Source organism: Corynebacterium phocae (assembly GCF_008693075.1).
GTDB classification, from domain to species: domain Bacteria; phylum Actinomycetota; class Actinomycetes; order Mycobacteriales; family Mycobacteriaceae; genus Corynebacterium; species Corynebacterium phocae.
This window is the reverse complement of record NZ_VXKJ01000049.1, coordinates 25,870-50,724: the sequence shown is the minus strand read 5'-3', so window position 1 is coordinate 50,724 and position 24,855 is coordinate 25,870. Positions and strand designations below refer to the sequence as shown.

The 24,855-nt window shown below is 60.2% G+C and carries 22 protein-coding genes; 15 read left to right on the top strand and 7 right to left on the bottom strand.

The window, feature by feature from the left end; translation table 11 throughout:
• Nucleotides 1-16: 16 nt before the first annotated feature.
• The 3 genes from F4V58_RS11145 to F4V58_RS11135 form a co-directional block, all read right to left on the bottom strand.
• Entirely contained in the window at nucleotides 17-1,399 is a 1,383-nt protein-coding gene (locus tag F4V58_RS11145; protein ID WP_075736029.1) for an LCP family protein, read from the bottom strand.
• A gap of 120 nt (nucleotides 1,400-1,519) precedes the next feature.
• Nucleotides 1,520-2,242 (bottom strand): CPBP family intramembrane glutamic endopeptidase, encoded by a 723-nt coding sequence (locus tag F4V58_RS11140; protein ID WP_075736027.1) that lies wholly within the window; start codon nucleotides 2,240-2,242, stop codon nucleotides 1,520-1,522.
• On the bottom strand, nucleotides 2,239-3,351 hold the full coding sequence (locus tag F4V58_RS11135) for an amidase family protein (protein WP_075736025.1): 1,113 nt from the start codon (nucleotides 3,349-3,351) through the stop codon (nucleotides 2,239-2,241). Before F4V58_RS11135 ends, F4V58_RS11140 begins: the two co-directional genes overlap by 4 nt.
• A 33-nt stretch (nucleotides 3,352-3,384) precedes the next feature.
• Here F4V58_RS11135 and pheA point away from each other — a divergent pair, with 33 nt between their 5' ends.
• Together pheA and F4V58_RS11125 are read left to right on the top strand one after the other, a co-directional pair.
• On the top strand, nucleotides 3,385-4,278 hold the full coding sequence (pheA, locus tag F4V58_RS11130) for a prephenate dehydratase (RefSeq protein WP_075736023.1): 894 nt from the start codon (nucleotides 3,385-3,387) through the stop codon (nucleotides 4,276-4,278).
• Nucleotides 4,279-4,288: 10 nt separating this feature from the next.
• The gene (locus F4V58_RS11125; RefSeq protein ID WP_075736021.1) at nucleotides 4,289-4,930 is read left to right on the top strand and encodes a histidine phosphatase family protein; all 642 of its coding nucleotides are present in this window, start codon (nucleotides 4,289-4,291) and stop codon (nucleotides 4,928-4,930) included.
• Between the two features lie 60 nt (nucleotides 4,931-4,990).
• Here the strand turns inward: F4V58_RS11125 and F4V58_RS11120 are convergent, their stop codons facing one another.
• Genes F4V58_RS11120 through F4V58_RS11110 form a run of 3 tightly spaced genes read right to left on the bottom strand, consistent with a single transcriptional unit; the run spans nucleotide 4,991 to nucleotide 7,132 of the window.
• Nucleotides 4,991-5,338, bottom strand: a complete 348-nt coding sequence (locus F4V58_RS11120; RefSeq protein ID WP_075736019.1) for a metallopeptidase family protein — start codon at nucleotides 5,336-5,338, stop codon at nucleotides 4,991-4,993.
• On the bottom strand, nucleotides 5,335-6,366 hold the full coding sequence (locus F4V58_RS11115) for a septum formation family protein (RefSeq protein WP_075736017.1): 1,032 nt from the start codon (nucleotides 6,364-6,366) through the stop codon (nucleotides 5,335-5,337). Before F4V58_RS11115 ends, F4V58_RS11120 begins: the two co-directional genes overlap by 4 nt.
• Nucleotides 6,367-6,391: 25 nt before the next feature.
• Nucleotides 6,392-7,132, bottom strand: coding sequence for a GntR family transcriptional regulator (locus F4V58_RS11110; RefSeq protein WP_245802994.1), 741 nt, complete (start codon nucleotides 7,130-7,132; stop codon nucleotides 6,392-6,394).
• A 65-nt stretch (nucleotides 7,133-7,197) separates the two neighbouring features.
• Here F4V58_RS11110 and serS point away from each other — a divergent pair, with 65 nt between their 5' ends.
• From serS to glpK, 5 genes are all read left to right on the top strand, one after another.
• Nucleotides 7,198-8,460 (top strand): serine--tRNA ligase, encoded by a 1,263-nt coding sequence (gene serS / locus F4V58_RS11105; protein ID WP_075736013.1) that lies wholly within the window; start codon nucleotides 7,198-7,200, stop codon nucleotides 8,458-8,460.
• Between the two features lie 13 nt (nucleotides 8,461-8,473).
• A complete protein-coding gene (locus F4V58_RS11100; RefSeq protein ID WP_150385808.1) occupies nucleotides 8,474-9,397 on the top strand; it encodes a lysophospholipid acyltransferase family protein in 924 nt (307 codons plus the stop codon).
• The gene (locus F4V58_RS11095) at nucleotides 9,398-10,234 is read left to right on the top strand and encodes a Cof-type HAD-IIB family hydrolase (RefSeq protein ID WP_075736009.1); all 837 of its coding nucleotides are present in this window, start codon (nucleotides 9,398-9,400) and stop codon (nucleotides 10,232-10,234) included.
• A 244-nt stretch (nucleotides 10,235-10,478) separates the two neighbouring features.
• On the top strand, nucleotides 10,479-12,206 hold the full coding sequence (locus F4V58_RS11090; protein ID WP_075736007.1) for a glycerol-3-phosphate dehydrogenase/oxidase: 1,728 nt from the start codon (nucleotides 10,479-10,481) through the stop codon (nucleotides 12,204-12,206).
• Between the two features lie 97 nt (nucleotides 12,207-12,303).
• The gene (glpK, locus tag F4V58_RS11085) at nucleotides 12,304-13,830 is read left to right on the top strand and encodes a glycerol kinase GlpK (RefSeq protein WP_075736005.1); all 1,527 of its coding nucleotides are present in this window, start codon (nucleotides 12,304-12,306) and stop codon (nucleotides 13,828-13,830) included.
• 2 nt (nucleotides 13,831-13,832) lie between these two features.
• Here the strand turns inward: glpK and F4V58_RS11080 are convergent, their stop codons facing one another.
• Nucleotides 13,833-15,170: an N-acetylmuramoyl-L-alanine amidase gene (locus F4V58_RS11080; protein WP_075736003.1), complete on the bottom strand. Its 1,338-nt coding sequence runs from the start codon at nucleotides 15,168-15,170 to the stop codon at nucleotides 13,833-13,835.
• Nucleotides 15,171-15,323: 153 nt separating this feature from the next.
• Between F4V58_RS11080 and glf the strand changes: the two genes are divergently transcribed.
• The 8 genes from glf (at nucleotide 15,324) to F4V58_RS11040 (ending at nucleotide 24,855) form a co-directional block, all read left to right on the top strand.
• Complete coding sequence (glf, locus tag F4V58_RS11075) at nucleotides 15,324-16,520, top strand: UDP-galactopyranose mutase (RefSeq protein ID WP_075736001.1); 1,197 nt, start codon at nucleotides 15,324-15,326, stop codon at nucleotides 16,518-16,520.
• Between the two features lie 578 nt (nucleotides 16,521-17,098).
• Complete coding sequence (locus F4V58_RS11070) at nucleotides 17,099-18,826, top strand: DUF5635 domain-containing protein (protein ID WP_075735999.1); 1,728 nt, start codon at nucleotides 17,099-17,101, stop codon at nucleotides 18,824-18,826.
• Nucleotides 18,827-19,088: 262 nt separating this feature from the next.
• Nucleotides 19,089-19,487 carry a hypothetical protein gene (locus tag F4V58_RS11065; RefSeq protein ID WP_075735997.1) on the top strand — a complete coding sequence of 133 codons (399 nt, stop codon included), beginning with the start codon at nucleotides 19,089-19,091 and terminating at the stop codon, nucleotides 19,485-19,487.
• Nucleotides 19,488-19,735: 248 nt separating this feature from the next.
• Nucleotides 19,736-20,905: a DUF418 domain-containing protein gene (locus F4V58_RS11060; RefSeq protein WP_075735995.1), complete on the top strand. Its 1,170-nt coding sequence runs from the start codon at nucleotides 19,736-19,738 to the stop codon at nucleotides 20,903-20,905.
• A gap of 207 nt (nucleotides 20,906-21,112) precedes the next feature.
• Nucleotides 21,113-21,724: a protein tyrosine phosphatase gene (locus F4V58_RS12745; protein WP_211272756.1), complete on the top strand. Its 612-nt coding sequence runs from the start codon at nucleotides 21,113-21,115 to the stop codon at nucleotides 21,722-21,724.
• Nucleotides 21,725-22,001: 277 nt separating this feature from the next.
• Nucleotides 22,002-22,868: an aldose epimerase family protein gene (locus F4V58_RS11050; protein ID WP_075735993.1), complete on the top strand. Its 867-nt coding sequence runs from the start codon at nucleotides 22,002-22,004 to the stop codon at nucleotides 22,866-22,868.
• Between the two features lie 13 nt (nucleotides 22,869-22,881).
• On the top strand, nucleotides 22,882-24,546 hold the full coding sequence (locus F4V58_RS11045) for a sodium:solute symporter family protein (RefSeq protein ID WP_075735991.1): 1,665 nt from the start codon (nucleotides 22,882-22,884) through the stop codon (nucleotides 24,544-24,546).
• A 27-nt stretch (nucleotides 24,547-24,573) separates the two neighbouring features.
• The gene (locus F4V58_RS11040; RefSeq protein WP_075735989.1) at nucleotides 24,574-24,855 is read left to right on the top strand and encodes a hypothetical protein; all 282 of its coding nucleotides are present in this window, start codon (nucleotides 24,574-24,576) and stop codon (nucleotides 24,853-24,855) included.

Genomic DNA, 24,855 nt, shown 5'->3' with positions numbered 1-24,855 from the left:
CGGGCGGCGGGGCACATTAGCGTTTGAGGGAGTCCCAAAGAGCGGCGGTTTCGGCGTCGTTCCACAACACCACATTGCCCACCTCTGTATCAGCAAAGCCGTCCACGGGGACGGTAACTTTCTTCACGTCATCTCCCATCGCCGTAGCTACGCGGACAAGGTTCCACACGTGGTCACCATTGCCCACTACAAATGAGCTGGCGGTGTGGTCAATGAGGGAGAACAAACGGAAGGGATTTCCCAGGGTGCCAAAGGAGAAGATCTTCTCCCGCAGGGCGGTAAAGAGTTCCCGTTGGCGGGCCACCCGGTCCAGGTCCCCCAGCGCAGTGGCGCGGGTGCGGGCGTAGCCCAGGGCGTCGTGCCCCTGCAGGGTCTGGCAGCCGGCCTGAAGGTCAATCCCCGCGAGTGGGTCCTGGATGGGTTCTTGTACGCAGAGGTCCACACCGCCTATGGAGTCAACCACGTTGGCCAAACCGCCCATGCCAATTTCAGCGTAGCGGTCAATACGCAGACCCGACCACTGCTCGATGGTTTGTCCAAGTAACGGTGCCCCGCCAAAGGCGAAGGCGGCGTTGATTTTATCCATTCCAAACCCCGGGATGTCTACGTAGGAGTCACGCGGGATGGACACTAAAGTGGCGGAACCCTTGCGCGGAATGTGCAGCAGCATGATGGTGTCTGTGCGCCCGGCACCCACGTCCCCGCCGGTGCCTAGCGCCAACTGTTGTTCTTCGGTGAGCCCCTGCCGGGAGTCGGAACCTACCAATAGCCAGTTGGTGCCGGGGGTGTTGGCCACGTGCGGGTAGTCGAGGGCGTCATTGCGGGTGAGTTTGGTGTCAGCCCATAGCGTCATAAGCACCAGTGCGACAATCAGCGCCAGGATGGCTACGCCGGTGCAGCCTAGTCCGGTGGCTATGGGGTTGGAACGTTTGGCACGCCGGTGCCCCCCGGCAACCACCGGTTGCGCGTGACGCGTGGCGTGCGCCGCAGCGGGCGGCTGTTGGTACCCCGGCTGGGGCGGGTAACCCCGGGGTGCGGCTGGCTGCTGCTGGTAATTCGCACGCGGCTGGTAGCCCTGCTGCTGTTGCCCCTGCGACTGCCATCCGGGAGTCCTGGGCTGGTAGCCCTGGGAAGGCGGGCCTGCTTGGCGGGGCGGTTGCTGGCCCGACGGTTGCTGGCCGGGCGGTTGTTGGCGGGGCGGTTGTTGGCGGGGCGGTTGCTGGCGGGGCGTCCGGGGGCGTGGCGGGCTGGGCCTTCCGGCCTGTGGTGGTGACAAAGGCACGCCCGCAGCCGGGCGGCGCCGGATGGGGCGGCCGTAGCGGTCGGTTAGTGGTTTGCCGTCTGGGCCCAGGACGTAGTCCTGACCGGCGCGCCGGGGGTCGGCTTCGTTTCCATTCATGGGCTATACATTACCGCGTGGGATTGCCAAGGACGGTCAACGTTTAAAGACGGCTCCCGGGGATCACTGCGGTAGCCCAGCAAGCCGGGCGGGGAGTGGAAGGTGTGAGCCTGGATGTGCTCACAGCCGTATCCCCAGGGCATAGCCCAGGAACGCAACAGCATCTATGAGGAAGTGCGCCAGGATTAGCGGCCAGATCTTTCCGGTGCGGTAGTAGACGTAGCCAAACAGCAAACCCATGGCTATATTGCCAAAGCCGGCCGAGACCCCCTGGTACAGGTGGTAGGAGCCGCGCAGCGCAGCGGCGGCCAGGATGGCAGCGTAAGGGTGCCAACCTAAATTCCGGACGGGAGAGTTGCGCGTTAGGCGGGAGAGGAACCAGAAGATGACCACAACTTCTTCCGCGAAGGCGTTGGCGGCTGACCGCAGCAGCAGCGTGGGCATTTCCACCCAAGGGTTGTCAAAGGTGGTGGGGATGACCTCCTTGGTCCATCCCAGGTGCAGTGCGGTGAGGTAGAAGATGAGCCCGGGAATCCCAATGAGCGCGGCTAGCAAAGCACCGCCGCGCCAATCGCGCAGCTGTAATTTGGGAAGGCGCAGCCCTTCACCAGCCAGGAGGAATAGCGCTAGAAAACCCCAGCTAAACAACACGCCTGCGGAACAGAGTTGTAAGCCAAAATCAATCCACCACACTTGCGCGTAGGGGGTGGATAGCGCGACGGACTGGTGGTTTAGGGCTTCAGGGCGCAGGTAGGCGTCTGCCAACCGGAGTGCAGAGCGCAACCCGGCCATGCCAAAGGAGAGGGCTAAGACCAGCAGGATTTCTTGGCGTAGGCGTGTCATGGGTGCAGCTCCGTGGCTAGTCCTAACAACTCTTCCTCAGAAAGTGTGATGGCTCCCAGCTGGATCCCAACCGGTTGGCGGCCTGGCACCGGCCAGGGCACGGAGATGGCCGGAAGCTGGGCCACGTTAAACAGCGAGCCCCAGGGGGACCAACAAGTTTGGGCGTCAAAGGCCTCGGCGTGGTCTTCCAGGGCGTGAAAAACTCCGCCCGGCGGCGGGTCGTAGGCCAGCGTGGGGGAGATGATGGCGTCCACGCCCCAGTACCGGTGTAGATAGTTCGGGAGCTGGGCCCCGTGGCGGTGCGCCGCAGCCAGTTGGGCCGGGGTAACCGCGCGGCCTTGCTGTCTGACCCATTCCACGTAGCCGGAGGCCTCCGGGAGTCCCGCCAGCCGGGAGGTGAAGATGTGCCGGAAAGCGCGGAAGGTTTCACCGGCCGTTGAGTAGGCGTTCACCGGTGTGCAGTCGTAGCCGCGCGCCGAAAGGGCGGCTTGCGCCTGGGCCACGGCGTCTGTCATGACAGGTGCTACTCCCGTTTCGGCAAACAGCGGCTGGGTGAGGATTCCAATTCGGGCGCGGGGTCGGGAGGGGGTGAGTTGGTGCAGGTAGGCTGCGTCCGCGACCGTGCGCGTGATAAATCCCGCTACACCCAGGTCAGTGCCGGCCGGTTTGAACCCCACCACCCCGCAGGCGGCCGCAGGCACGCGGATGGAGCCGCCGCCGTCGCTGGCGTGGGCGGCGCGCAACAATCCCCGCGCCACCTGGACTGCGGCCCCGCCCGATGACCCGCCGGGCGAGCGCCCCGGCCAAAGCGGGTTATCTAGGCCCGGGGTGTCCACCCACAAACCCAGTTCCGGGGCGGCCGATTTCCCCACAATCGTGGCGCCCTGGGATTCAAGTTCCGCGAGGAAAGGGTCCGTGGAGGTAGCAGCGTGGGTGCCGCGCATGGTGGGCATTCCGGCTACGTCTTGGAGGTTCTTGGCGGACAAAATCCACCCGTCCAGGCGCCCGCGCCCGGTGGGGCGGCGCGAAAGATCCAGGTGGGTAAACCCGTGCTGGGAAGGCGTTAAACCCGCCACGTCGTGGCACAGTTGCCGAAGGGAAAAGTCCATGGAGCTAGATCCTAGCGGGGTAGGCTAGGGTGCATGTCTTTAACCGTCGCATACCTAGGCCCCGCCGGCACCTTTACTGAGGCCGCCCTCCACCAATTTGAGCTGGGGGAAGTTGCCGGTATTCCAGTGTCAAGCCCGGGGGAGGCACTTGACTTGGTCCGCAGTGGCAAGGCTGACCGCGCGGTGGTGGCGGTAGAAAATTCGGTAGACGGCGCGGTCACCGCCACCTTCGATGCCCTGGTTGCCGGCAAGCGCGTACAGATCTATCAGGAAACGTCTCTTGAGGTGGCTTTTGCCATTATGTCCGCCCCAGGGATGACAGGGCCGCAGACCATCACTACGCACCCGGTGGCATATCAGCAGATTCGCAAGTGGGTGGAGCACAACCTGCCGGGAGTAAGTTTCATGCCGGCTACCTCCAACGCGGCGGCGGCGCAAATGGTGGCTGAAGGCAAGGCGGACCTGGCCGCAGCACCCGCGCATGCAGCGGAGATCTACGGGTTAGATATCTTGCATAACCAGGTGGCGGACGTAGCGGGTGCCACCACCCGGTTCATCCTGGTTGGCCCACCGGGCAAGCCCACCCCGCGTACCGGAAGTGACGTCACTTCCGTGGTCTTTACCCTGCCTAACGAGCCCGGAACGCTGGTTGATAGCTTGCAAGAGTTCGCCTACCGGGGCGTTGATATGGCCCGGATTGAGTCCCGGCCCACCCGCACTGAAATGGGAACGTACCGCTTTTACGTGGATATTGATGGCCACCTTGATGACCCCCCGGTGGCGGAAGCCCTGCGCGCTCTTTATCTGCGGGCCAAGGAGCTTATCTTCGTGGGCTCCTGGCCGGTGGAGGGCAGAACCACCCGCCACGATGAACAAAAACTCCGGGCGGCTAATACTTGGGTGGCGCGTATGCGCGAAGGTCAATAGGCTAGGGATTATGCGTATCTATCTAGTTCGTCACGGCAATACCTACTCCAACGTCAACCACATCATGGATACCCTGCCTCCCGGCGCGGAGCTCACAGACACAGGCCGCCAGCAGGCTACGGACGTGGGGTATGAATTAGCGGATCTGATTGAAGGCACGCCCCGGGTGTTGTCTTCGGTGGCCATCCGTGCGCAACAGACCGCCATGGCGGCCATGCGTTCTTTTGAAAAGGCCCGCGACATGCAGCCGCACTCCATCCGCATTGAGCCGGTTATGGGCGTGCAAGAAGTTTTTGCCGGAGATTATGAGATGGATGGCTCTGAGGAAGTGCGCCGGGAATACACTAACGCGCTCCACGGGTGGCTCTACGGGGACAAGCAAGCCCGCATGAAAGGCGGGGAGACTTGCGAAGACGTCCTGGCGCGCTACCAACCGGTGTTGGAAGAAGCCGTGGCCGCCGGAGAAGGCCCCTTGGTGGTCTTTTCCCACGGTGCCGCCATCCGGGTGGTGACCCGCTGGGCCTGCAACGTGGACCCGGACTTTGCCTATTCCGGGTATATCTCCAATTGCAGTTTCACCGTTATGGAAACCGGTGGCAAACCCTTTGGGGAATGGACTCTTGAGCGGTGGGCGGACTTCGAGCTGGAATAACCCCCGCGTGCCGGTGGCCCCAAGCTCCCGGCACTTCCGGCACTTCCAGCAACTAGGCGCTTAGCCCCACCCCAGGTGGTGTAGTTCGTGTTCTTCCAGCCCAAAATAGTGACCTAGTTCGTGGAACACGGTGACCTCTACCTCGTGGGCTAACTCCTCTTCGGTGTTGCATGCCCGTTGGAGAGCTTCGCGGTAGATGAAGATGGCGTCGGGTAAAAAGCCCGTGTGGTGGTGCGTGCGCTCCGGGAGGGGAACGCCCACAAACAGCCCCAGGGTCTCCGGGTGGCCATCGCGGAAATCCTCCACCTGGATGACCAGGTTGCGCATGCGCGCTACGAATTCATCCGGGACCTTATCCAGCGCGTCGTTGACCATCTCTTCAAAGCGCTGCTCGCTGACCCTAATCATGGCTGGCGCAAAGGGTTGCGGACCGGTTGCTCGGTAGGTGGTGCGCCGTTGATATTCAGCGCGGCGCGGCCGCCCTTGGCGGATCCCACGATGGTGGAAAAGGACGAGGTTTCCGGGTTGACGTGCATCAAGGAGCAGTTGACGGAGTACGTGCCGCCCGCCCAAGAGCTTTCCAACACCGAACCCCAGTAGGGCGAAAGCGTGGACTGGTAGAGGTTTTCTTCCCCACCCAGGTAGTCCTCGGAAGCGCGGGTACACACCCCGTTGAGGAAGTCATTTTGTTCATCCGGAGAGGGAAAGCGGTCCGGGAATTGCTCACGTAGGTTGATGACGGCCACGGTTTCTAGCTGGTGGGGCTCGCTGCAGTCCACGGTGCGTAGGGTCTGGCGCTCGTCGACCATACGGCAGGCACCGGGGGCGGCGATATTAGCCTGATCCGCCGCCGCTACCTTGCCTTCGGTGATAAGCGGTAACCCGGAGGCGTCGGTGGTTTGCAGGCCGCAGAGCATGGTGCGGTCCCCGTTCACCCAGCTTTTTTCCGGAGGCAGGATGGGGGCAATGGAGAATTTCCCGGTGGGGTCGTACTTGCCGTCCAGGTACTTCAGCGTGGCTCCCTGGCACAGCTCCTCGCGCAACTCCGCCTGGCGCTCGAGCGACGGCAGAGGGGACTGTTGCCCAAATTCGCTGGTGGGATAGACCGCCAGATCTTCCCGGGAGGCAACCTCAAACCGGTGTGGCTGCTCGCAAGAGACTTTTTGGAAGTTGCTCACCGTCCCCTTGTCATTCTGGTCCCAGGTCACGCAGTCCCCGGAGGTGGCGTCCGTGAAAGAGACCAGTTGGACCGGGGCGGCGGCGGAACCGGAGGCTAGGGTGCCGGCGGCGGCGCTGGTGGTAGGTTGCGCGGTGTTCGCCGGCAGGCCCCCGGTGCTGGTTAGGCCATAAGCGGCCAAAAACACGCCCGATGCCGCCGCAGCTACCAGCGCCGTATTCACAGCGGTGGCGGTGCGCAAGGTAGAAAAAGTAGTCATTATCTTCTCCAGCCTAGTCTGTTTCCTATGTTTCCAAAGCCCGGGCCACCCGGGTAGTGAGATGGTAGCGGTCAGTTCGGTACAAGGAGGAACACCATTCCACCGGCTTTTCACCCGAAACTGAGAACCGGGTGATGTGCAACAGTGGGGTGCCGGGGGCGATGTCTAGCAAGATGGCATCGGCAGCCGTGGCCGCTACCGCCGTAACAGTTTGCTCCGCCTCCGTTATTGGCACCTCGAAGGTGGTGTCCAGCAGGCGGTAGATGGACTCGTACGTGGCGTTTTCTAACAGCGTGGCGGCGTAAACCGAGTTATACCAGCCATCATCAATCGCGTAAGGCTGGCCGTCGCCTAGCCGCAGGCGCCGCAGGTGGGAGTGCGTGGTGTGCGCCTCCGAGCCAAAGAAGTTAGCCACCTCCTCCGGCGCCGGGGCGCGGCGGCTGAGCAAAATTGTGGAGGAAGACTGCACGTCTTGGGCATTCATCTCATCTGAAAAAGACGCCAGGTGCAACCGGGAAACCAGCGGGTTGGGGGCCACAAAAGTGCCCTTCCCACGCACGCGGCGCAGCAGGCCCTCCGCCACCAGATCACCGATAGCGCGGCGGACCGTGATGCGCGATACCCCGTAGGTATCTTCCAAAATACGTTCTCCCGGCAAAGCGTCCCCGGGGCGGAGCTCCGTGCGGCACAGTTGCTTCAAAATCTCTTTGAGCTGCGCGTGTTTGGGGAGGGGCCCATCGGTGAGGATGTGCGGGTTGTCTGTCATGTACGACATTCTAAGATACTGGTTATATCCGGACAATTGACGGATGGGTGGGGTAGTATAGGCGCGTGATTGATCTCAAATTTCTCCGTGAAAACCCTGACCTAGTCCGCTCCTCCCAGGAAAACCGTGGTGAGGACCCGGCCCTGGTAGACGCCCTGCTGGAAGCAGATGAGCGCCGGCGCAAAGCCATCGTTTTGGCCGATGAACTGCGCAGTGAGCAAAAGGCTTTTGGCAAAAAGATCGGTCAAGCCGCGCCGGAAGACCGGCCCGCCCTGCTGGAAGGCTCCAATGAGCTCAAGGCCAAAGTCAAGGAAGCGGAAGCCACGCAGGCGGAAGCCGAGTCCGAGGTAGCGCAGCTGCAATACCAAATCTCCAACGTGGTGGAAGGCGCACCCGCCGGCGGGGAAGATGACTTTGTGGTGGTGGAAGAAGTAGGGGAATTACCCAACTTTGACTTTGAGCCCAAAGACCACCTGGAACTGGGTGAATCCCTGGACCTGTTAGACGTCAAGCGCGGTGCCAAAGTAGGCGGTGCCCGTTTTTACTACCTCACCGGTGACGGTGCCTTCCTGCAGTTGGGCATGTTGATGCTGGCCGCGCAGAAGGCCCGCGCCGCCGGGTTTAAACTTATGATCCCGCCCGTCCTGGTACGCCCGGAAATCATGGCCGGAACCGGCTTCCTTGGCCAGCACTCCGATGAGATCTACTATCTGCCCAATGATGACCTGTACCTGGTTGGCACCTCTGAGGTAGCCCTGGCCGGCTATCACAAAGATGAGATCATTGACCTGTCTGAAGGCCCGCTGCTCTACGCCGGCTGGTCCTCGTGCTTCCGCCGGGAGGCCGGCTCCCACGGCAAGGACACCCGCGGTATCCTGCGCGTCCACCAGTTCGACAAACTAGAGATGTTTGTCTACTGCAAGCCGGAAGAAGCAGCTGATATGCACCAGCGCCTACTGGCCATGGAAAAAGACATGCTTGACGCCCTGGAACTTCCCTACCGGACCATTGACATTGCCGGCGGGGACCTAGGTTCCTCCGCAGCCCGCAAGTTTGACAATGAGGCCTGGGTTCCCACCCAAGGCACCTACCGCGAGCTGACCTCAACCTCAAACTGCACCACCTTCCAGGCGCGCCGCCTGTCCACCCGCTACCGTGATGAGAAGGGCAAGACCCAGTACGCGGCCACGCTCAACGGTACGCTGGCTACCACCCGGTGGCTGGTGGCCATCCTGGAAAACCATCAGCAAGCAGACGGCTCCGTTGTGGTACCGGAGGCACTGCGTCCGTTTGTGGGCAAAGACGTGCTCACACCAACGAAGGGCTAAAAACATGGAAGCTATGGAGATCCGGGAAGGGCTGTTCCGCGTCCCCGCCAGCCTGCCCAAAGTAGACCGCCACGCCGAAGCCGGGGAACGCGTCTACCAAGGGTTTATCCACCTGATCAAGCGGGTTTTCCAGCTCCAGGGCCTCAAAGTCACCATCGTGGGCGCGGAAAACATCCCGCAATTTGGCGGGGCGCTCATGGCGTGTAACCACACCGGCTACTATGACTTCATCTTCGCCGGCGCGGCTCCCTACATGCGCGGGCACCGCCTGACCCGGTTTTTGGCCAAGAAAGAAATCTTTGACATCCCCGTGGTCAAGTGGCTACTAAAACCGATGAAGCACGTTCCGGTAGACCGCGCTGCGGGCGCGGGTGCCATAAATAGCGCGGTGGAACACCTGCAATCGGGCCGCCTAGTTGCTCTTTTCCCCGAGGCCACGATTTCCCGCAGTTTTGAGCTCAGGGAATTTAAAAACGGCGCCGCCCGGATTGCCCACCAGGCCAGGGTCCCCCTCATTCCCATGGTGGTTTGGGGCTCCCAGCGGATTTGGACCAAAGGTGGCGTGAAGCACCTAGGCCGGAGCAACACCCCCGTCTACGTCCGGGTAGGCCAAGCAATAGAGGTCACCGGTGACTGGGACAAAGACACCCGCACGCTGAAGCAGACCATGTCCGAGCTGCTTGATCAGGTCCGCGCAGACTACGCGGCGGAGTATGGTCCCTTTGACAACGGATTGGAATGGATGCCGGCGGCCCTGGGCGGATCCGCGCCCACGCTGGAGGAAGCCAACCGGATGGATGAGGCTGAGCGGGCCGCCCGGCAGCAGGCGCGTGAGGACAAGGCCCTTTACCGGGCCCACCGCGCGACCGCCAAAGAGGAACGCAAAATTGCCAAGCGCGTGAAGAAGGCTTGGCGCCGGCTCCGGAGGGATAACTAGGTGCTAGAGGGAAGGCCGGCACCGCGTTTGATTGCCAGTGACATAGACGGCACGTTGCTTGATTCAAACCACCGGGTGTCCAAGCGCACGCGTGAGGTTCTGCTTCGCGCGGTGGGTGCCGGCGCGCACTTCGCGCTGTCCACCGGCCGGCCCTTTAGGTGGGTGGCGCCGGTACTGGAACAGCTTCCCATCCGGCCACTGTGCGTAGCTTCCAATGGCGCGGTTATTTACGACTCTTCCACCGACAAGGTGGTTCTGGCGCACGAGCTTGCCCCAGCCGAGCTTAAGGAAATAGCCACTGCCGCCATAGCCGCGTTCGATGGCCACGGCGGGGTTTCTTTCGCAGCGGAGCGTTCCGCAGAAAGCTCCCAGGTGCCGGTGGAGGAGCTATATCTGGTGGACCCTTCTTATTCGGAGAATGCCATTTACGACGGCTTTGGGGTGGCTAGCCGCGAAGATCTTCTGGCGCAGCCCTGTGTGAAACTCATGCTGCGCAACCATGTCCTGTCCGCCACGCAGATGTTCGAGCTGCTATCCGCGCACCTCGATCCAGGCATGGCGCACATTACCTATGCCATTGATGATGGCCTGCTGGAGCTGTCCTCGCCGGGAGTGACCAAGGCCAAGGGGGTGGCCTGGCTGGCCGCGCACTACGGCGTAGAACAGGAGGACACCATCGCTTTTGGTGACATGCCCAATGATGTGGAGATGCTGCGGTGGGCCGGCCTGGGGGTGGCAATGGATAACGCCACTGCGGCAGTCAAAGACGCGGCGGATATGGTCACCGCTGCCAATCATCAGGCGGGCGTGGCCAAGGTTTTAGAGCGCTGGTTCTAAAATTAGGCGACCATCCCGGTTGCTTTCTTTTTGCTTATTATTTCTGAGGGCTTAGTATCCTTTACCGTGCCCAATCTGGTGTTTTACCTGCGGTTATGGCGGGGATTTCTAAGCCGTTCCCTCCAGCTTCTCCCCCACACAGGGGTGGCCGCTGCCGCTGGGTCAAAGGGCTTAAAGCCAGGTAAGTAACCTCGCTTCCAATAGCGCTAATCACGCCTAAATGTAAATAGGAGATGTTTCACACATGAGTTACCGGCCATCGGCGGTCCTGAGCCCCCAGACTCACCGCGAATCCTGGAAAAAGCTCGGGGAAGAACACTTTGACCTAGTCATCATTGGCGGGGGCTCCGTGGGGGCCGGCGCGGCCTTGGACGCCGCTACCCGCGGCCTCAAAGTGGCCTGCATTGAGGCACGCGACTTCGCGGCCGGCACCTCCTCACGGTCGTCCAAAATGTTCCACGGCGGCCTGCGCTATCTGGCCATGTTTGACTTCGCACTGGTGGCGGAGTCCCTCCACGAGCGCGAGCTGTCCATGTCCAAGCTAGCCCCGCACTTGGTTACCCCGCTGCGCTTCCTCTTCCCGCTGACCCACCGCGTGTGGGAGCGCGCCATGATGTTTGCCGGGTTCTCCCTCTACGACCTCATGGGCGGTGCCAAGTCCGTGCCCTTCCAGAAGCATCTGAGCCGCCAAGGTGCGCTGAAGCTAGCCCCCGGCCTCAAGCACGACGCCCTGGTAGGTGGCGTGCGCTACTTTGACACCTTGGTTGATGACGCCCGCCATACCATGACGGTCCTGCGCTCCGCCGCGCACTACGGCGCCACGCTGCGCACCTCCACCCAGGTCGTGGGCTTTGAAAAAGACGGCCAGCGGGTCACCGGTGCCACGGTCCGCGACGCTGACACGGGGGAGACCACCGTCATTCACGCCGACGCCTTCATCAACGCCACCGGCGTGTGGACCAACGAAATCCAGCAACTGGCCGGGGTGGAGCCCACCTTCACGGTCCACGCCTCCAAAGGCGTACACATTGTTATCCCCAAAGACCGCTTCGAAGGGCATGCCGCCATCTGCTTTGTCACGGAAAAGTCCGTCTTGTTCGTAATCCCCTGGGGCGAGTACTGGATTGTGGGCACCACCGATACCGAGTGGGACTTAGACCGCGCCGACCCCGCGCCCACCGCAGCGGACATCAACTACATCCTGGACCAGCTCAACCAGCGGGTGAGCAAGCAGATCACACACGAAGACATCGTGGGCGTCTACTCCGGGCTGCGCCCCCTTTTAGCCGGGGAGTCGGACACCACCACCAACCTCTCGCGCAACCACGCCGTGGCCCGCGTAGCACCTGGGCTCACCTCCGTGGCCGGCGGCAAGTACACCACCTACCGCGTAATCGGAAAAGACGCCGTGGACAAGGCGCTGGAGGACGTGCGCGCCAACGCGCCGGAGTCCGTCACGGAACACACTCCGCTGCTGGGGGCGGATGGCTTCCACGCCCTCAAAAACTCGCTTCCCGCCCTGGCCCGCCGCCTGGGTGTGACCGAGGACCAGGCCAGCCACCTGCTCTACCGCTACGGCTCCCTGCTTGATGACGTCGTGGACAACGACCCCGCGGGCCTTCGCCCCATCCCGGGCGCGCCTGCCTACCTGGAGGCGGAGGTCCGCTACGCCGTCACCCATGAGGGCGCGCTCCACCTCGAGGACGTCCTAGCGCGCCGCACCCGAATCACCATGGAATATGGCCACCGCGGGGTGGACTCAGCGCAGGCCGTGGCGGATATCATTGCTCCGCTTTTGGACTGGGATGAAAAGACCAAACGCGCGGAGGTTGAATCCTTTATCGCTCGCACCAAGGCCCAGCTGGCCGCAGAAAAAGCCGTCACTGACCAGGCCGCCAACGCCAAGATGGCTCAAACCCCGGACGTCCGCCACCACTTGGATGAGTCCCAAGATGTCATCGATCCCAACTAGCGGCCACCCGGCCAGTGTGGTGGCGTCCAGCGCCGCCACAGGTCCTGGTCCACTCGCTCCGACAATCTAAGTACCTCATCAAGAAAGGCTTCACACCATGGGAAAGAAAAAGTACGTGGCGGCGCTCGACGCCGGTACCACCTCCACCCGCACCATCCTCTTCGACCATGAGGGAAACATCTGCTCCATCGGGCAATACGAGCACGAGCAGATCATGCCCGAACCCGGCTGGGTGGAACACGATCCAATGAAGCTGTGGCAAAACGCCCGCCGCTCCATGGCACGCGCCCTGACTGACATTGACGCTGACTCCTCCGACGTCGTGGCGCTGGGCATAACCAACCAGCGGGAAACCACCATCGTGTGGGATAAAAACACGGGTGAACCCGTCTACAACGCCTTGGTGTGGCAGGACATGCGCACTGCCAAGATAGCCCGCGAGCTGGCCACCGTGGACGGCCAAGAAGACCGCGACCGCTGGCGCGAGAAGGTAGGTATGGGGATAACCACCTACCCGGCGGGCCCGCGCGTGAAGTGGATCTTAGACAACGTAGAAGGAGCCCGGCAGCGCGCCGAGGCCGGAGATCTCCTCTTTGGCACCGTGGACTGCTGGCTGGTGTGGAACCTCACCGGCGGCGTGGACGGGGGCCGCCACGTCACCGACGTCACCAACGCCTCCCGCGCCCTGCTCATGGACATCCACACCCTGCAGTGGGATGAGGAACTTTGCCAGGCTATGGACATCCCCATGTCCATGCTCCCGGAAATCCTTCCCTCCGTGGGGGACTTTGGGCACACCCGCGACAAGGGGCCGTTGGCAGATGTTCCAATACGTGGCGTACTGGGAGATCAGCAGGCAGCCACCTTCGGGCAGGCATGCTTTGAGGTTGGAGACACCAAAAACACCTACGGCACCGGCCTATTTCTGCTGCAGAACACCGGCACCCAACCCCACATCTCCGACAACGGTTTGATTACCACCGTGGCCTACCAAATTGAGGGCCAGGATCCGGTCTACGCGCTGGAAGGCTCCGTAGCCATGGGCGGCTCCCTCATCCAGTGGTTGCGCGACCAACTAGCAATTGTGCCCACCGCCTCCGCAGTAGAGCCCATGGCCCGCGAGGTCAAGGATAACGGCGGGGTCTATATAGTTCCGGCCTTCTCCGGGCTGTTCGCGCCGCGTTGGCGCGATGATGCCCGCGGCGTCATTGTTGGACTTACTCGCTACTCCAACCGCAACCACCTAGCGCGCGCCGCTCTAGAGGCCACCGCCTACCAAACCCGCGAGGTTATTGACGCCATGGTCGCGGACTCCGGCACGGAAATTACTAAGCTCAAGGTGGACGGCGGCATGGTGGCCAATGACCTGCTGATGCAGTTCCAAGCCGATGTGCTCAACTCCGAGGTCGTGCGCCCCGTAGTCACTGAAACCACCGCCCTCGGTGCGGCTTACGCTGCCGGCCTGGCCGCCGGTTTCTGGGAGTCCCTAGAAGAGCTGCGCGAGCTTGCCCGCGAGGACAAGGTGTGGGAACCACAAATGGACCGCGCGGAAGTAGCCAAGCTTTACCGCGGTTGGAACCGCGCCGTTGAGCGCTCCTACGACTGGGTTGAAGACCAGGAGTAGGACTAGAGAGCCCTAGCTATGGCCTCCAACCACCGGTTAACCGGCAGCCCCATGCGGATAGCCTGGTAAGCCAAAGCCAACAAGACCGCGCCCAGGGCCACACCAATGATTGTCTCACCAACCTGTGGAGATACCGTGATTCCGGCAAAGGAAGACGTGGTATCCGTGCGGCTGGAACCAGGACCAGAGCTGCCATCCGCAGTGCCAATACTGGATTTCCGCCCCGGTTCCGGGTCTGGTGCCGGGGCAGGGTCTGGGGTCCCGTTGGTTATCGCGACATATTTCCGGTGGGCGTCGGCACGCAGCTGCGGCCAATATGGCACCGTGTTCTCCCCCGGGCACTCCGTGAAATGCAAGTCGCGGTGGCCCAGGAAGGACGGTCCGTTGTAGGTTGTACCGGCGGGGAAACGGCTGCCACGGAATCCGCCCGAGCGCAAGGAAGTCTGCCCCGCCGGGTCAAACCCGGAGCGCGCAGCCTTCCAGCCAGCTATCTCCGCCGCTGACTTCAGCATGGCCTGGCTGGGCTCGTTCGCGGAGTAGTCACCCAGCATGGACACGGACCAGTTGTTGGTGTTAAAGCCACCCACGTGCGCGCCCTGGACCGCGCGATCCAAGCCGCCATACCGGCCCTCATATAGCGTTCCAAAGCGGTCCACCAGCACGTTGTAGCCAATATCGCACCAGCCTAGAGTTTGCGCATGGTAGTGGTAGACGCCACGAACTTGCGCGGCGGCCTCTGCGCGGGTGTAGTTGGTTTTGCCTGCCGTGTGGTGCAACGTGACGGCCTGGTTGCGGGCGTCGTAGTAGGGATCCAAGCAGCGCAGGGACTCATCCGCGCCCCAACCCGCGCGGGAGACTACCAATGGCATACCAGCGGAGTCCAGGTTGGCCATCTGTGCAATACCAGCTTGGATGTTGCCGTCAATAAACACTGCTGAAATTCCGTCAACATCCCCGGTGGCTTTGACCTCTACGTCGGTGGTGTCGCCCAAGAAGGCAGGTTCCGTTCCGTTTTTCTTAGAACCCGGGGAGCTGATGAGCTCCATGTCATACCAATCAGACCAACTGCCGTCTTCCTGCTTGGCTCGCACAAAAGCGGTAGTGTCCCGGTCACCCTCCCACGCCAGCGCCAGGAGATTAAAGGGCTCATCTCGATGAAAAGCCTTGATGGTCTCAGTCTGGGCGCTCCGCGCAGCACGCGCCTCTGACACAGGTGTACCGGAGGCAAAGCTGACCTCCACGAGGGTGGTTTTAACGGGGCCGGAACCAATTTCCATCGTGGGAACAATTTGGTTGGGGCTGAAAATTACAGCTAGGAGGACCGCTGCGGTGGCGGTCATAGCTACTAGAAAATTGAGGGATCTACTAAGCACTTTCATCTCTTATCAAGTTAGGGGGGAATAATCCTGATCATGCTACACAGCTACGGCAAATTCGACACGCCGGAGGTGATACTCGGCGCGTGCCAGTAAACCGCCCTAGGCTTAGAAACCATGACTGCATATGACCTCATTGTTGTTGGCTCCGGCTTCTTTGGCCTTACCGTCGCCGAACGCGCGGCCTCCCAGCTGGGCAAGAAAGTTCTCATCGTGGAAAAGCGTGGCCACTTAGGTGGAAATGCTTATTCCGAAAAAGAACCGGAAACCGGAATTGAGGTGCACAAGTACGGCGCACACCTATTCCACACCTCCGTGGACCGCGTGTGGGAATACTGCAACCAGTTCACCGAGTTCACCGACTACCAGCACCGCGTCTTTGCCATGCACAACGGCACGGCCTACCAGTTCCCCATGGGGTTGGGCCTGATTAACCAATTCTTTGGCCGCTACTACTCCCCGGATGAAGCCCGTGAGCTCATTGCGGAGCAGGCCAGCGAGTATGACTCCAAAGAGGCCCAGAACATGGAAGAAAAGGCCATCTCTTTGATTGGCCGGCCGCTGTATGAGGCCTTCATCCGCGATTACACCGCCAAGCAGTGGCAGACCGACCCCAAGGATCTGCCCGCCGGCAACATCACCCGCCTGCCAGTGCGCTACACCTTCAATAACCGCTACTTCAACGATAAATATGAGGGCCTGCCCAAGGACGGCTATGCCGCTTGGCTGGAGAACATGGCCGCCCACGAGCTCATTGAGGTGCGGCTGAACACCGATTGGTTTGAGGTTCGTGATGAGCTGCGCGCCCAATCTCCCGATGCCCCCGTGGTCTACACCGGCCCCCTGGACCTCTACTTCGATTATTCAGAGGGCGAGCTGGGCTGGCGCACCTTGGACTTTGACATGGAGGTTCTCAACACCGGAGACTTCCAGGGAACACCTGTGATGAACTACAACGACGCGGATGTGGACTACACCCGTATCCACGAGTTCCGTCACTTCCACCCGGAGCGCGAAGGCGTCTACCCGAAGGACAAGACGGTGATTATGAAGGAATACTCCCGCTTCGCGGAGAGCGACGATGAGCCTTATTACCCCATCAACACTCCGGAGGACCGCGAGAAGCTGGAGGCCTACCGCAAGCTGGCTGCGAATGAGGCCAAAGACAACCAGGTTCTCTTTGGCGGCCGCCTGGGCACCTACCAGTACCTGGACATGCACATGGCAATCGGTTCCGCCCTGTCCATGTTTGACAACAAACTAGTTCCGTTCTGGGAAGAGGGCAAGCCCCTCGAACAACCACGCGGCCACTAAACAGTCACAACCACAACCACAGCCATAACCACTGCACTGTCAGATTAGCGGGGTGCCTAATCTGACAGTGTTTGGGTGTTTTGTGGAAAGAGTGTCAGATTAGGGGGGTGCCTAATCTGTCAGTGATTGGGCGTTTTGTGGAAAGAGTGTCAGATTAGCGGGGTGCCTAATCTGTCAGTGATTGGGCGTTTTGTGCCAGAAGTGTCAGATTAGGGGGGTGCCTAATCTGTCAGTGTTTGGGCGATTTGTGGAAAGAGTGTCAGATTAGCGGGGTGCCTAATCTGTCAGTGTTTGGGCGTTTTGTGCCAGAAGTGTCAGATTAGGGGGGTGTCTAATCTGTCAGTGATTGGGGGTTTTGTGGAAAGAGTGTCAGATTAGGGTGGTGTCTAATCTGTCAGTGTTTGGGCGTTTTGCCGAAAGAGTGTCAGATTAGCGGGGTGGCTAATCTGACAGTGTTTGGGCGTTTTGTGGAAAGAGTGTCAGATTAGGGGGGTGTCTAATCTGTCAGTGATCGGGTTATTTGTGGGAAAAGTGTTAAATTAGAGAGACTTGAACTAGTAAATGGCAGGTGGAGTGGAATGTTCCGTACCGGGATTCAGCGGCGAGACGAACTGCAGAGGCAAGTCGATATTATCCTCGAAAGTGAATTAGATGGTCGCCTGGAAGCTGCCCATGAAAGCCAGGCGATCGATTTTAAAGAGGAAGCCGGTCGACGTCGTGGTGTGGAGCTAAGCGCAAGCGACCCGAAGAATCCGGTTGCGGCCACGAAGTTGGCTAACGAGGTAGCCTGCATGGCCAACTCTCCAGGCGGCGGCGCTTTAATAGTGGGTGTAGAGGATTCCGGACGGATCTTGGGCACCGAGCTGGATATTGATTGGCTTCGTCAGAGAATTAATAGCGCAGTAAAAGTTGCTCCGGATATTACCGCGAGAAATGTCAGTGGGTTGAGGGTTCTGCTTATTTTCGTTGCTGAGTCACCGGAGCCGGTTTACGACACCTCGGACAGACTCAGGTGGCGTGTAGGTGATTCGTGTCAGCAGGTTGATCGTTCGGAGTGGTGGGAGCACCGTCGAAAGGCAGAAAACCATGACCCGATGGCCGCTGCTTCTTCCAGGTCGTTAAGTGATGTTAGCCCAGTAGCTTTACTAGTTTGTCGTCGATGGATGGGGGAAGCTGCTGAAGCCTTGAGCGATAGAGAGCTGCTTAGTCGAATAGGTGCGATAGGTAGCGATGAGAGACTCTCCGAGGCTGCGGCGCTTCTTTTTACTCCTGTAGACCGCACTTGTCTGGAACTTACGCAGTTCACTGTCCCGGCTGGCCAGATTGAAAATCGCGTGATGCCCAAGTCGGGAACCTCCTTAATCGAGCAAATCGACGAGGTTGAGCGTGCTGTGTCCGTAATGAACACGAAGATGACCGTGGAACTGGGGCCAAGCCATGTTTCGGTATCCAAGGTTCCTCGACTAGCTGTTCGTGAGGCCTTAATGAACGGCGTTATTCACCGAGATTGGAATCGTTCAACGCCCACTGAGCTGCGGTGGTACAGCATGGATTCCACGTTCGAGGTTCGCAGTCCAGGCGGGTTTGTTGGCGAAGTTACATCACAGAATATTCTGAGTCAGCGTGAAGCACGCTATCCAGCCTTGGCAGACCTTTTTAGGGCAATCGGGCTGGTCGACAAGCAGGGGGTTGGTGTGGACCGCATGTATCACTCAATGATAACCCTGGGTCACCGGCCGCCGGAGATTACAGAAACTGAGGGTGCTTACGTTGTGACGACTCTTCGGGGTGGTAGCCCAAACGTGGCGGTCACTAAGTTAGTCGAGGCCATCCGGCCTGAGGAACGTCGGCAGGACTACCGCTTGTCGATTGTCATCCATGAGTTACTGCACAAGCCGTTTGTCACCATTGCTGGTATTGCTGACGCCCTGCAAACCTCGGAAGAGTCCGCGCGCGCTGCTGTGGACATAGCGAAGCAGACTGCTGTTGGCGGGGAGCCCCTCGTTTATAAGTACCAAGAGGTTTGGTTGCTCAGTCAGGCAGCTATAGGAATTGTGCAGAGAAATCAGCCAAAAGATGTGCTGTTTCCGTTGGTTGCTTACCGGACTACGGACGAACAGGAGCTGCGGAAAGTGGTTAGCTCCTGGCTAGAGGCGCACCCTGCAATTACTACCGGCGACTTAATGGTGCTGGCCGGTGTATCCAGGGGTACGGCGCGGAAGAATCTGGACAATTTGGTAGAAGGAGGCCAGCTGCGTGCGGTTGGTCAGGGGCGGGGCTCGCGCTACGAAGCGGCGTCTGCCTGAACAGCGTAGGGTTTGTTTGTGACTAGTTGGTAGTTATTTTCCGGCTGAGGTGGCCTTCCGTGGTGCCCCCCTATCCAGGCAACAACAAACCCACCAACCCAAACCCTATGGCCCGAAAACGTCAATAACCCCGGCGATTTACTCCTACTTTCGTAGTGCAGGGATCGCTCCGAGGCTTTCAAGATAAAGGCTAACGTATCCATGCTGGATAATCCAAGACCACACCACCGGGCCGCTATCTCAGTGGTTTTCATCTGCTCGAATGAGCCGGTATGCCGACCATCCAGCACCAGAAGCGCTCTACCTCTGGAACACTCGCCTCACGAAGATCTATCTCGCTGAACTCAGCTTTGATTTCTGGCGTTTCCTCTTAAGCAGTCACTATCAAGCGAGTATCTGGCCTCAGGTAGAGAAGGCTTTAAAACAAAAACCTAACAGCAGACAGCAATTCGAAGCCCTTGTAGTCATTGTTTACGAAATGAGAAACAGGTGCTCTCATCACGAATCAATCGTCCAACAACGCGATATAGCCTGTGAAGTCGCACATCTCGATTCTGTTGATAGCGCCATCCAAATGGTGGCGAATTTCATTGACCCTCATGCTGTGATATGGATCAAGGACAATTCCCGCGTCCCCGCTATGCGAGCACAACGCCCTTAGTCATATACCTCACTAAGATAGGAAACTGGGACACTCACCGACTTCGACTGGATTACTTGGCGGAGCAAGGTCAACAGCATGCGGTTGGTCAAGGGTGGGGTTCGCGCTACGTTGCGACAACAGTCAACTGAGAGGTCGCCGACTTCGTCTGCGCGTAGCCGGGTCTGAGGCGAAGTCCCGCTGCGGTCCGTCACTGTGGCCCCGCCGTGGCGCGAGGAGAAGCGCGCGAGGGGTCTATATTTATGAGAATGAACTTAGCTCAGCGCATCCACGGTCTTGACTTGGCTCGGGCCGTGGCTATCTTCGGGATGATTTATGCCCACCTCACCCAGTTCAGTTTTCCCGGTGCTAATTTGCCGCACGGGTATTCCTCAGCGCTGTTCGCGGTGCTGGCGGGAGCGTCGGTGTCCATCATGGTTCACCGCGGTCACCGGCTGCCGCAGCTGCTCCTGCGCGGGGTGATCATCATGGCCATTGGTCTTTTCCTTATGTCCACGCAAACCGGGATTGTGGTGGTACTCAACTCCATCGCCTGGATTCTCTTCCTCATGGGCCCGGTGGCCGCGTGGCCGGTTCCCCGGATTGCGGTGCTGGTTGCGGCGCTGGTGGTGGTGGGGCCGGGGTTGGCCGCGGCGGTGTTGGCGGCCGATATTTACAACGAAACGGTCAGCGGCGTTTATCCGCTCTTGGCGTGGTTGGCTTATGGCGCGGCTGGCGTGCTCATCCACCGCGCGTTGCTTGATAGGCGTGCCGCGCAGGCGGTGGCGTTGGTGGTCGGCGCGCTGGCAGTGGGGCTTAGCTACCGGTTCCGCTATCCGGAGGGCTACGGGACGGACCCCGGGAAGGTTATTGGTGCCGGCGCGGCAAATGGGCATTTTATCGAGGATTACCTGGATATAGCCCCGCATTCGGGCGGGCTGGCGGACGTGGTGCTGAGCATAGCCTTCGCGGTCGCAGTGATATCCCTCTGCCTGTTGCTGTGCAGCCTAAAACCCGCCGCGCAGGTCACGTACCCCGTGCGCGCGGTGGGATCCATGGCGCTTACGGTGTACGTGGCCCACGTGTTGTTTACCGGCTGGGTGGTGTTTGGTGAAGTGGGGGAGCCGGCACCGGCGGATTCCTATTCCTCCGCAGAGCTCTCCGCCGCGTCGGACATCCCGTGGCCGCAGTACCAGGAGATGGTTGCTAATTCCCAGGGCTACGACGGGCTTTATGGCAAGGAGGAGGCCTGGTGGGATAGGGGCGTTACCCCGCCGCCATCAACCGAGGGCGTTGGACAGGTTGGGGTGAGCGCGGATGATTGGTATTTCTGGGAGACGGTTGGTGTCTCAGTGGTGTTTGCCAGCGCGTGGAGGTGGCGTTTCCGGCGCGGCCCGGTGGAGGAGTTGGTGGCCCGCGCGGTGAAGGCGGGAAGTTAACCTTCCATTCACCACATGGGCCGGCCAGGTGACGGGAAGGCGCCGGACTCGCGGCAGCTTGAGGGTTTACGGCGCTGTGCGCTGGGGAATTGCAATCTTAATTGCTTGGTTTAAACCTAACGTTTGACTTTTCCCACCAATCGAGTAAGGTGAACGGTAGGTTAACAAAAGGTGTTAACTTCCGGACCCTACAGAAAGCGAGTAGCAATGATTAACATTTCGCACCGCCTGGAAACCCTCCGCGAAGACGTCCTTCGCTCCTACGGACACAAGCACTCCGTTGGCGCTATTAACGCCAAGTTCGATGAACTTTGTGCACACCACATGAACCATGCACGTATCAAGCGCTTCATCCCGGTAATCGTTGAGCGTGAGATGGCTGAGCACTTTGGCGCCCACCGCATTCACGTGCGTTTTGCCTCCGGGTCCAACCCGGATCTGGCGGCTGCCGCCGTGGCGCTGACCAAAAAGCACGCGGGTGACGCCCTGGTGGTTGACGCCGCTGTAGCTCACCCCGAAAACGCCGCCACCTCGCACCTGTCTTCCGTTCTCAAAGAACGGGGTGTTGGCGCCGGGCGCGAGCGCTACCTGGAGGAGCGCCGTCTGGTTGATATGCCTGACTACATTGTCTACCTGGGCCGGGATATCAAGCGTGATGAGGCCGGGCGCGATATCAAGATCTGGGATCTTCCCGCCGCCGGTTCCATGGAAGAAACCCGGGAGTTGGCCGATGATCTGGAGGCCCGCGTTCTCTACATGCTCAACCGTTTAGAGATTGCCCCCGTCACGGCTGGCCAGAAAGCTACCGTAAAGGCATAGGCGTAGGACACCCGGAAGTTCAAGCTCCTAGATACCCCGTTGGGTCCCACCGCGAAAGTGGTGGGACCCAACGGGGTTTTTAATAGTTTCCCTGGGGGAGGGCGGGTGTGGGATGGTGGCCATCACATTCGGTGGGGGTAGTGACAAAAGGCGCAGGAAGCTATAACCTATAAGTGTGAACGGCGTAAAAGATCTACTTTCCGCCTGGCACACCTCAAAAGGCTCCGGCCATTTTATATCGACTCTCCAAGTGCGCAGCTAGCAAGGATGGCACACCATGATTGACCCTGAAGGCCTAACCATCTCAGCCCCAGGCGGCCTAACCGCTGTTATTTCCAGACGCGGTGGCTCCGTGGAGTCGCTGACCTGTCAGGGAAAGCCTTTGCTGGAGTCCAATGCTAAGGATGTCGATGCCCGCTTGGGGGCAGCCCTGCACCTAGCGCCCTGGCCCAACCGCCTGGACGCCGGGACCTTTGATTGGCAGGGGCGCACCCGCACCATGGACATCAATGAGCCGGAGCGCAACAACGCCCTGCACGGCTTGGTACACCTGAAGCAGTGGGACGTTGTCGCGGCTAACAAGGAGGCGGCAACCGTCACCCTAGGCACCGATATCCCTGAATGGCCGGCCCGCATCGAAGTAACGTACACACTCGGCGCGGACGGACTGCGGGTGGACGTGGAGGCAACCACCACGGCGGTATCGGTGCCTTTTGCCTGGGGCTGGCACCCCTACTTCAGTGCGCATGGCGCGCCCGTGGATGAGTGCACACTGGAGATCGACGCCAAATACAACCTGGTCCTAGATCCGGATCGCATGTTGCCCACGGGTGATACGCAACCGGCCAGCGCCGTCCTCCCGCAAGGGGAGATTGACGGCGCGTTTTTGGATCACGCCTTCCGCGTTGCCCCCGGAACCACCGTGCGGCTGCGCAACCGGGAAGGCCACGGCGTGGCGCTCACCTTGAGCGACAACCTCCCCTGGGTGCAGATGTACACCCCGGATAACTACCCGGGGCGGGGACGCTCCATTGCCATTGAACCCATGAGCGCGCCTCCCAACGCGCTTGCCACGGGCACGGACGTTTTCACTTTGACGCCCGAAACCCCTTTTAACTGTCACGTAACTATCTCTAACCTCTAAGAAAGGCCACGCTATGAATGCTGCAACAGCATTGCGGCTTGACGCCACGTGGGTTGACTACCTGCTAGTCGCCATCTATTTCATCTTCGTCTTGGGGATCGGCTGGGCCGCGAAATCGCGCGTCTCATCCTCCATTGACTTCTTCCTCTCCGGGCGCGGGCTCCCCGCGTGGGTCACCGGCTTGGCTTTTGTTTCTGCCAACCTGGGCGCGGTAGAGATCATCGGCCAGTCCGCCAACGGCGTGCAGTACGGCTTCCAGACCATGCACTACTTCTGGATTGGTGCCGTTCCCGCCATGGTGTTCCTGGGTATTGTGATGATGCCCTTCTACTACGGCTCCAAGGTCCGCTCCGTTCCGGAGTTCATGCTAAAGCGCTTTGGCAAAACCGCGCACCTGGTCAACGCCATCTCCTTTGCGGTGGCGCAGCTGCTCATTGCCGGTGTGAACCTGTTCCTGCTGGCCAAGGTCGTCAACGCCCTGCTGGGTTGGCCGCTGTGGGTGGCGCTGGTTATTGCCGCCGTCATTGTGCTGTCCTACATCACGCTGGGCGGGTTGTCCGCAGCCATTTACAACGAGGTGCTGCAGTTCTTCGTGATTATGGCCATGCTTATCCCTATCACCGTGCTGGGCATGATGAATGTGGGCGGCTGGTCCGGTCTGAAGGAAAAGGTGGCTAATGAGTCCCACTTCCACACCTGGCCGGGCGTGGAAATCTCCGGTTTTGAACACCCCATTGTTTCCGCCATTGGTATTACCTTCGGCCTGGGCTTCGTGTTGTCCTTCGGTTACTGGACCACCAACTTCGTTGAGGTGCAGCGCGCCATGGCTTCCGAGTCCATCTCCGCGGCCCGCAAGACCCCCATCATTGGTGCGTTCCCCAAGATGTTCGTTCCTTTCCTGGTGGTTGTTCCGGGCATGGTTGCCTCCGTTACCGTCGCAGAGTTGATGGGCGACACCCCCGTCGGTGAGCCCAACGAGGCCGTGCTCTACCTCATGCGTGACCTGCTTCCCAACGGCTTGCTGGGTGTTGCCATTGCCGGTCTGCTGGCTTCCTTCATGGCCGGTATGGCCGCTAACATCTCCGCGTTTAACACGGTTATCAGCTACGACATCTGGGAGACCTACGTGGTCAAAGACCGCCCGGATGACTACTACCTGAAGTTTGGCCGCCTGGCCACCGTGGTTGCCACCCTGGTGGCTATCTTCACCGCCCTTTTGGCGCAGAACTTTGGCAACATCATGGACTACCTGCAAACACTGTTCGGCTTCTTCAACGCCCCACTGTTTGCCACGTTCATTCTGGGTATGTTCTGGAAGCGCATGACCCCCACCGCCGGTTGGACTGGCCTGGTGGCCGGTACGCTGTCCGCAATCCTGTACTGGTGGGTCGCGTCCTTCACCGGCGCTGAGGCCACACTGTTCAACCTGCCGGGCCAGGGCACCGCGTTCATTGCCGCCGGTATTGCCTTCACCGTGGATATCGTGGTCTCCATTGTTGTGTCTATGTTCACCGAGGCCAAGAAGGACTCCGAGCTGGTGGGCTTTGTCCACTCCGTGACGCCAAAGAACCACTTCAACGACGGCTCCGAGGACGGCGCCGCGTGGTACCAGCGCACCGTGCCACTGGGTATCTTGTGCATGGTCATGGTCATCATCCTCAACGTCATCTTCGCCTAACCCCTGCAACTTTGCTAAAGGAAAATCATGCGTACTACTCAACCTAAAAAGCACACCGCGGGTGCCTTTGATATCCGCAACGTCATTGGAGCTCTCGTTGTCATCTATGGCGTCATCCTGGTCCTGGCGGCCTTTGCCCTGGACCCGGGCGTCAACCCCGCCACCGGAGCGCCGAAGAACGCCATGGAGAACTTCTGGGCCGGACTGGTAATGATCCTGGTCGCCGCCGCCTTCTTTGCCTGGGCCAAGCTGCGCCCTGTCGTGGTGGATGAGTCCAAGATCGATGAATCCAAACTAGAGGCGCACTAG

What these genes read in the sequence shown, in the direction of transcription:
- pheA (WP_075736023.1), top strand. Translation starts at nt 3,385, where the DNA reads ATGTCTTTAACCGTCGCATACCTAGGCCCCGCCGGCACCTTTACTGAG.
- F4V58_RS11110 (WP_245802994.1), bottom strand. Translation starts at nt 7,132, where the DNA reads ATGACAGACAACCCGCACATCCTCACCGATGGGCCCCTCCCCAAACAC.
- F4V58_RS11120 (WP_075736019.1), bottom strand. Translation starts at nt 5,338, where the DNA reads ATGATTAGGGTCAGCGAGCAGCGCTTTGAAGAGATGGTCAACGACGCG.
- F4V58_RS11125 (WP_075736021.1), top strand. Translation starts at nt 4,289, where the DNA reads ATGCGTATCTATCTAGTTCGTCACGGCAATACCTACTCCAACGTCAAC.
- F4V58_RS11115 (WP_075736017.1), bottom strand. Translation starts at nt 6,366, where the DNA reads ATGACTACTTTTTCTACCTTGCGCACCGCCACCGCTGTGAATACGGCG.
- F4V58_RS11065 (WP_075735997.1), top strand. Translation starts at nt 19,089, where the DNA reads ATGAGCCGGTATGCCGACCATCCAGCACCAGAAGCGCTCTACCTCTGG.
- F4V58_RS11100 (WP_150385808.1), top strand. Translation starts at nt 8,474, where the DNA reads ATGGAGATCCGGGAAGGGCTGTTCCGCGTCCCCGCCAGCCTGCCCAAA.
- F4V58_RS11145 (WP_075736029.1), bottom strand. Translation starts at nt 1,399, where the DNA reads ATGAATGGAAACGAAGCCGACCCCCGGCGCGCCGGTCAGGACTACGTC.
- F4V58_RS11080 (WP_075736003.1), bottom strand. Translation starts at nt 15,170, where the DNA reads ATGACCGCCACCGCAGCGGTCCTCCTAGCTGTAATTTTCAGCCCCAAC.
- F4V58_RS11060 (WP_075735995.1), top strand. Translation starts at nt 19,736, where the DNA reads ATGAACTTAGCTCAGCGCATCCACGGTCTTGACTTGGCTCGGGCCGTG.
- F4V58_RS11070 (WP_075735999.1), top strand. Translation starts at nt 17,099, where the DNA reads ATGTTCCGTACCGGGATTCAGCGGCGAGACGAACTGCAGAGGCAAGTC.
- F4V58_RS11140 (WP_075736027.1), bottom strand. Translation starts at nt 2,242, where the DNA reads ATGACACGCCTACGCCAAGAAATCCTGCTGGTCTTAGCCCTCTCCTTT.
- glpK (WP_075736005.1), top strand. Translation starts at nt 12,304, where the DNA reads ATGGGAAAGAAAAAGTACGTGGCGGCGCTCGACGCCGGTACCACCTCC.
- F4V58_RS12745 (WP_211272756.1), top strand. Translation starts at nt 21,113, where the DNA reads ATGATTAACATTTCGCACCGCCTGGAAACCCTCCGCGAAGACGTCCTT.
- F4V58_RS11045 (WP_075735991.1), top strand. Translation starts at nt 22,882, where the DNA reads ATGAATGCTGCAACAGCATTGCGGCTTGACGCCACGTGGGTTGACTAC.
- F4V58_RS11050 (WP_075735993.1), top strand. Translation starts at nt 22,002, where the DNA reads ATGATTGACCCTGAAGGCCTAACCATCTCAGCCCCAGGCGGCCTAACC.
- F4V58_RS11090 (WP_075736007.1), top strand. Translation starts at nt 10,479, where the DNA reads ATGAGTTACCGGCCATCGGCGGTCCTGAGCCCCCAGACTCACCGCGAA.
- F4V58_RS11040 (WP_075735989.1), top strand. Translation starts at nt 24,574, where the DNA reads ATGCGTACTACTCAACCTAAAAAGCACACCGCGGGTGCCTTTGATATC.
- glf (WP_075736001.1), top strand. Translation starts at nt 15,324, where the DNA reads ATGACTGCATATGACCTCATTGTTGTTGGCTCCGGCTTCTTTGGCCTT.
- F4V58_RS11135 (WP_075736025.1), bottom strand. Translation starts at nt 3,351, where the DNA reads ATGGACTTTTCCCTTCGGCAACTGTGCCACGACGTGGCGGGTTTAACG.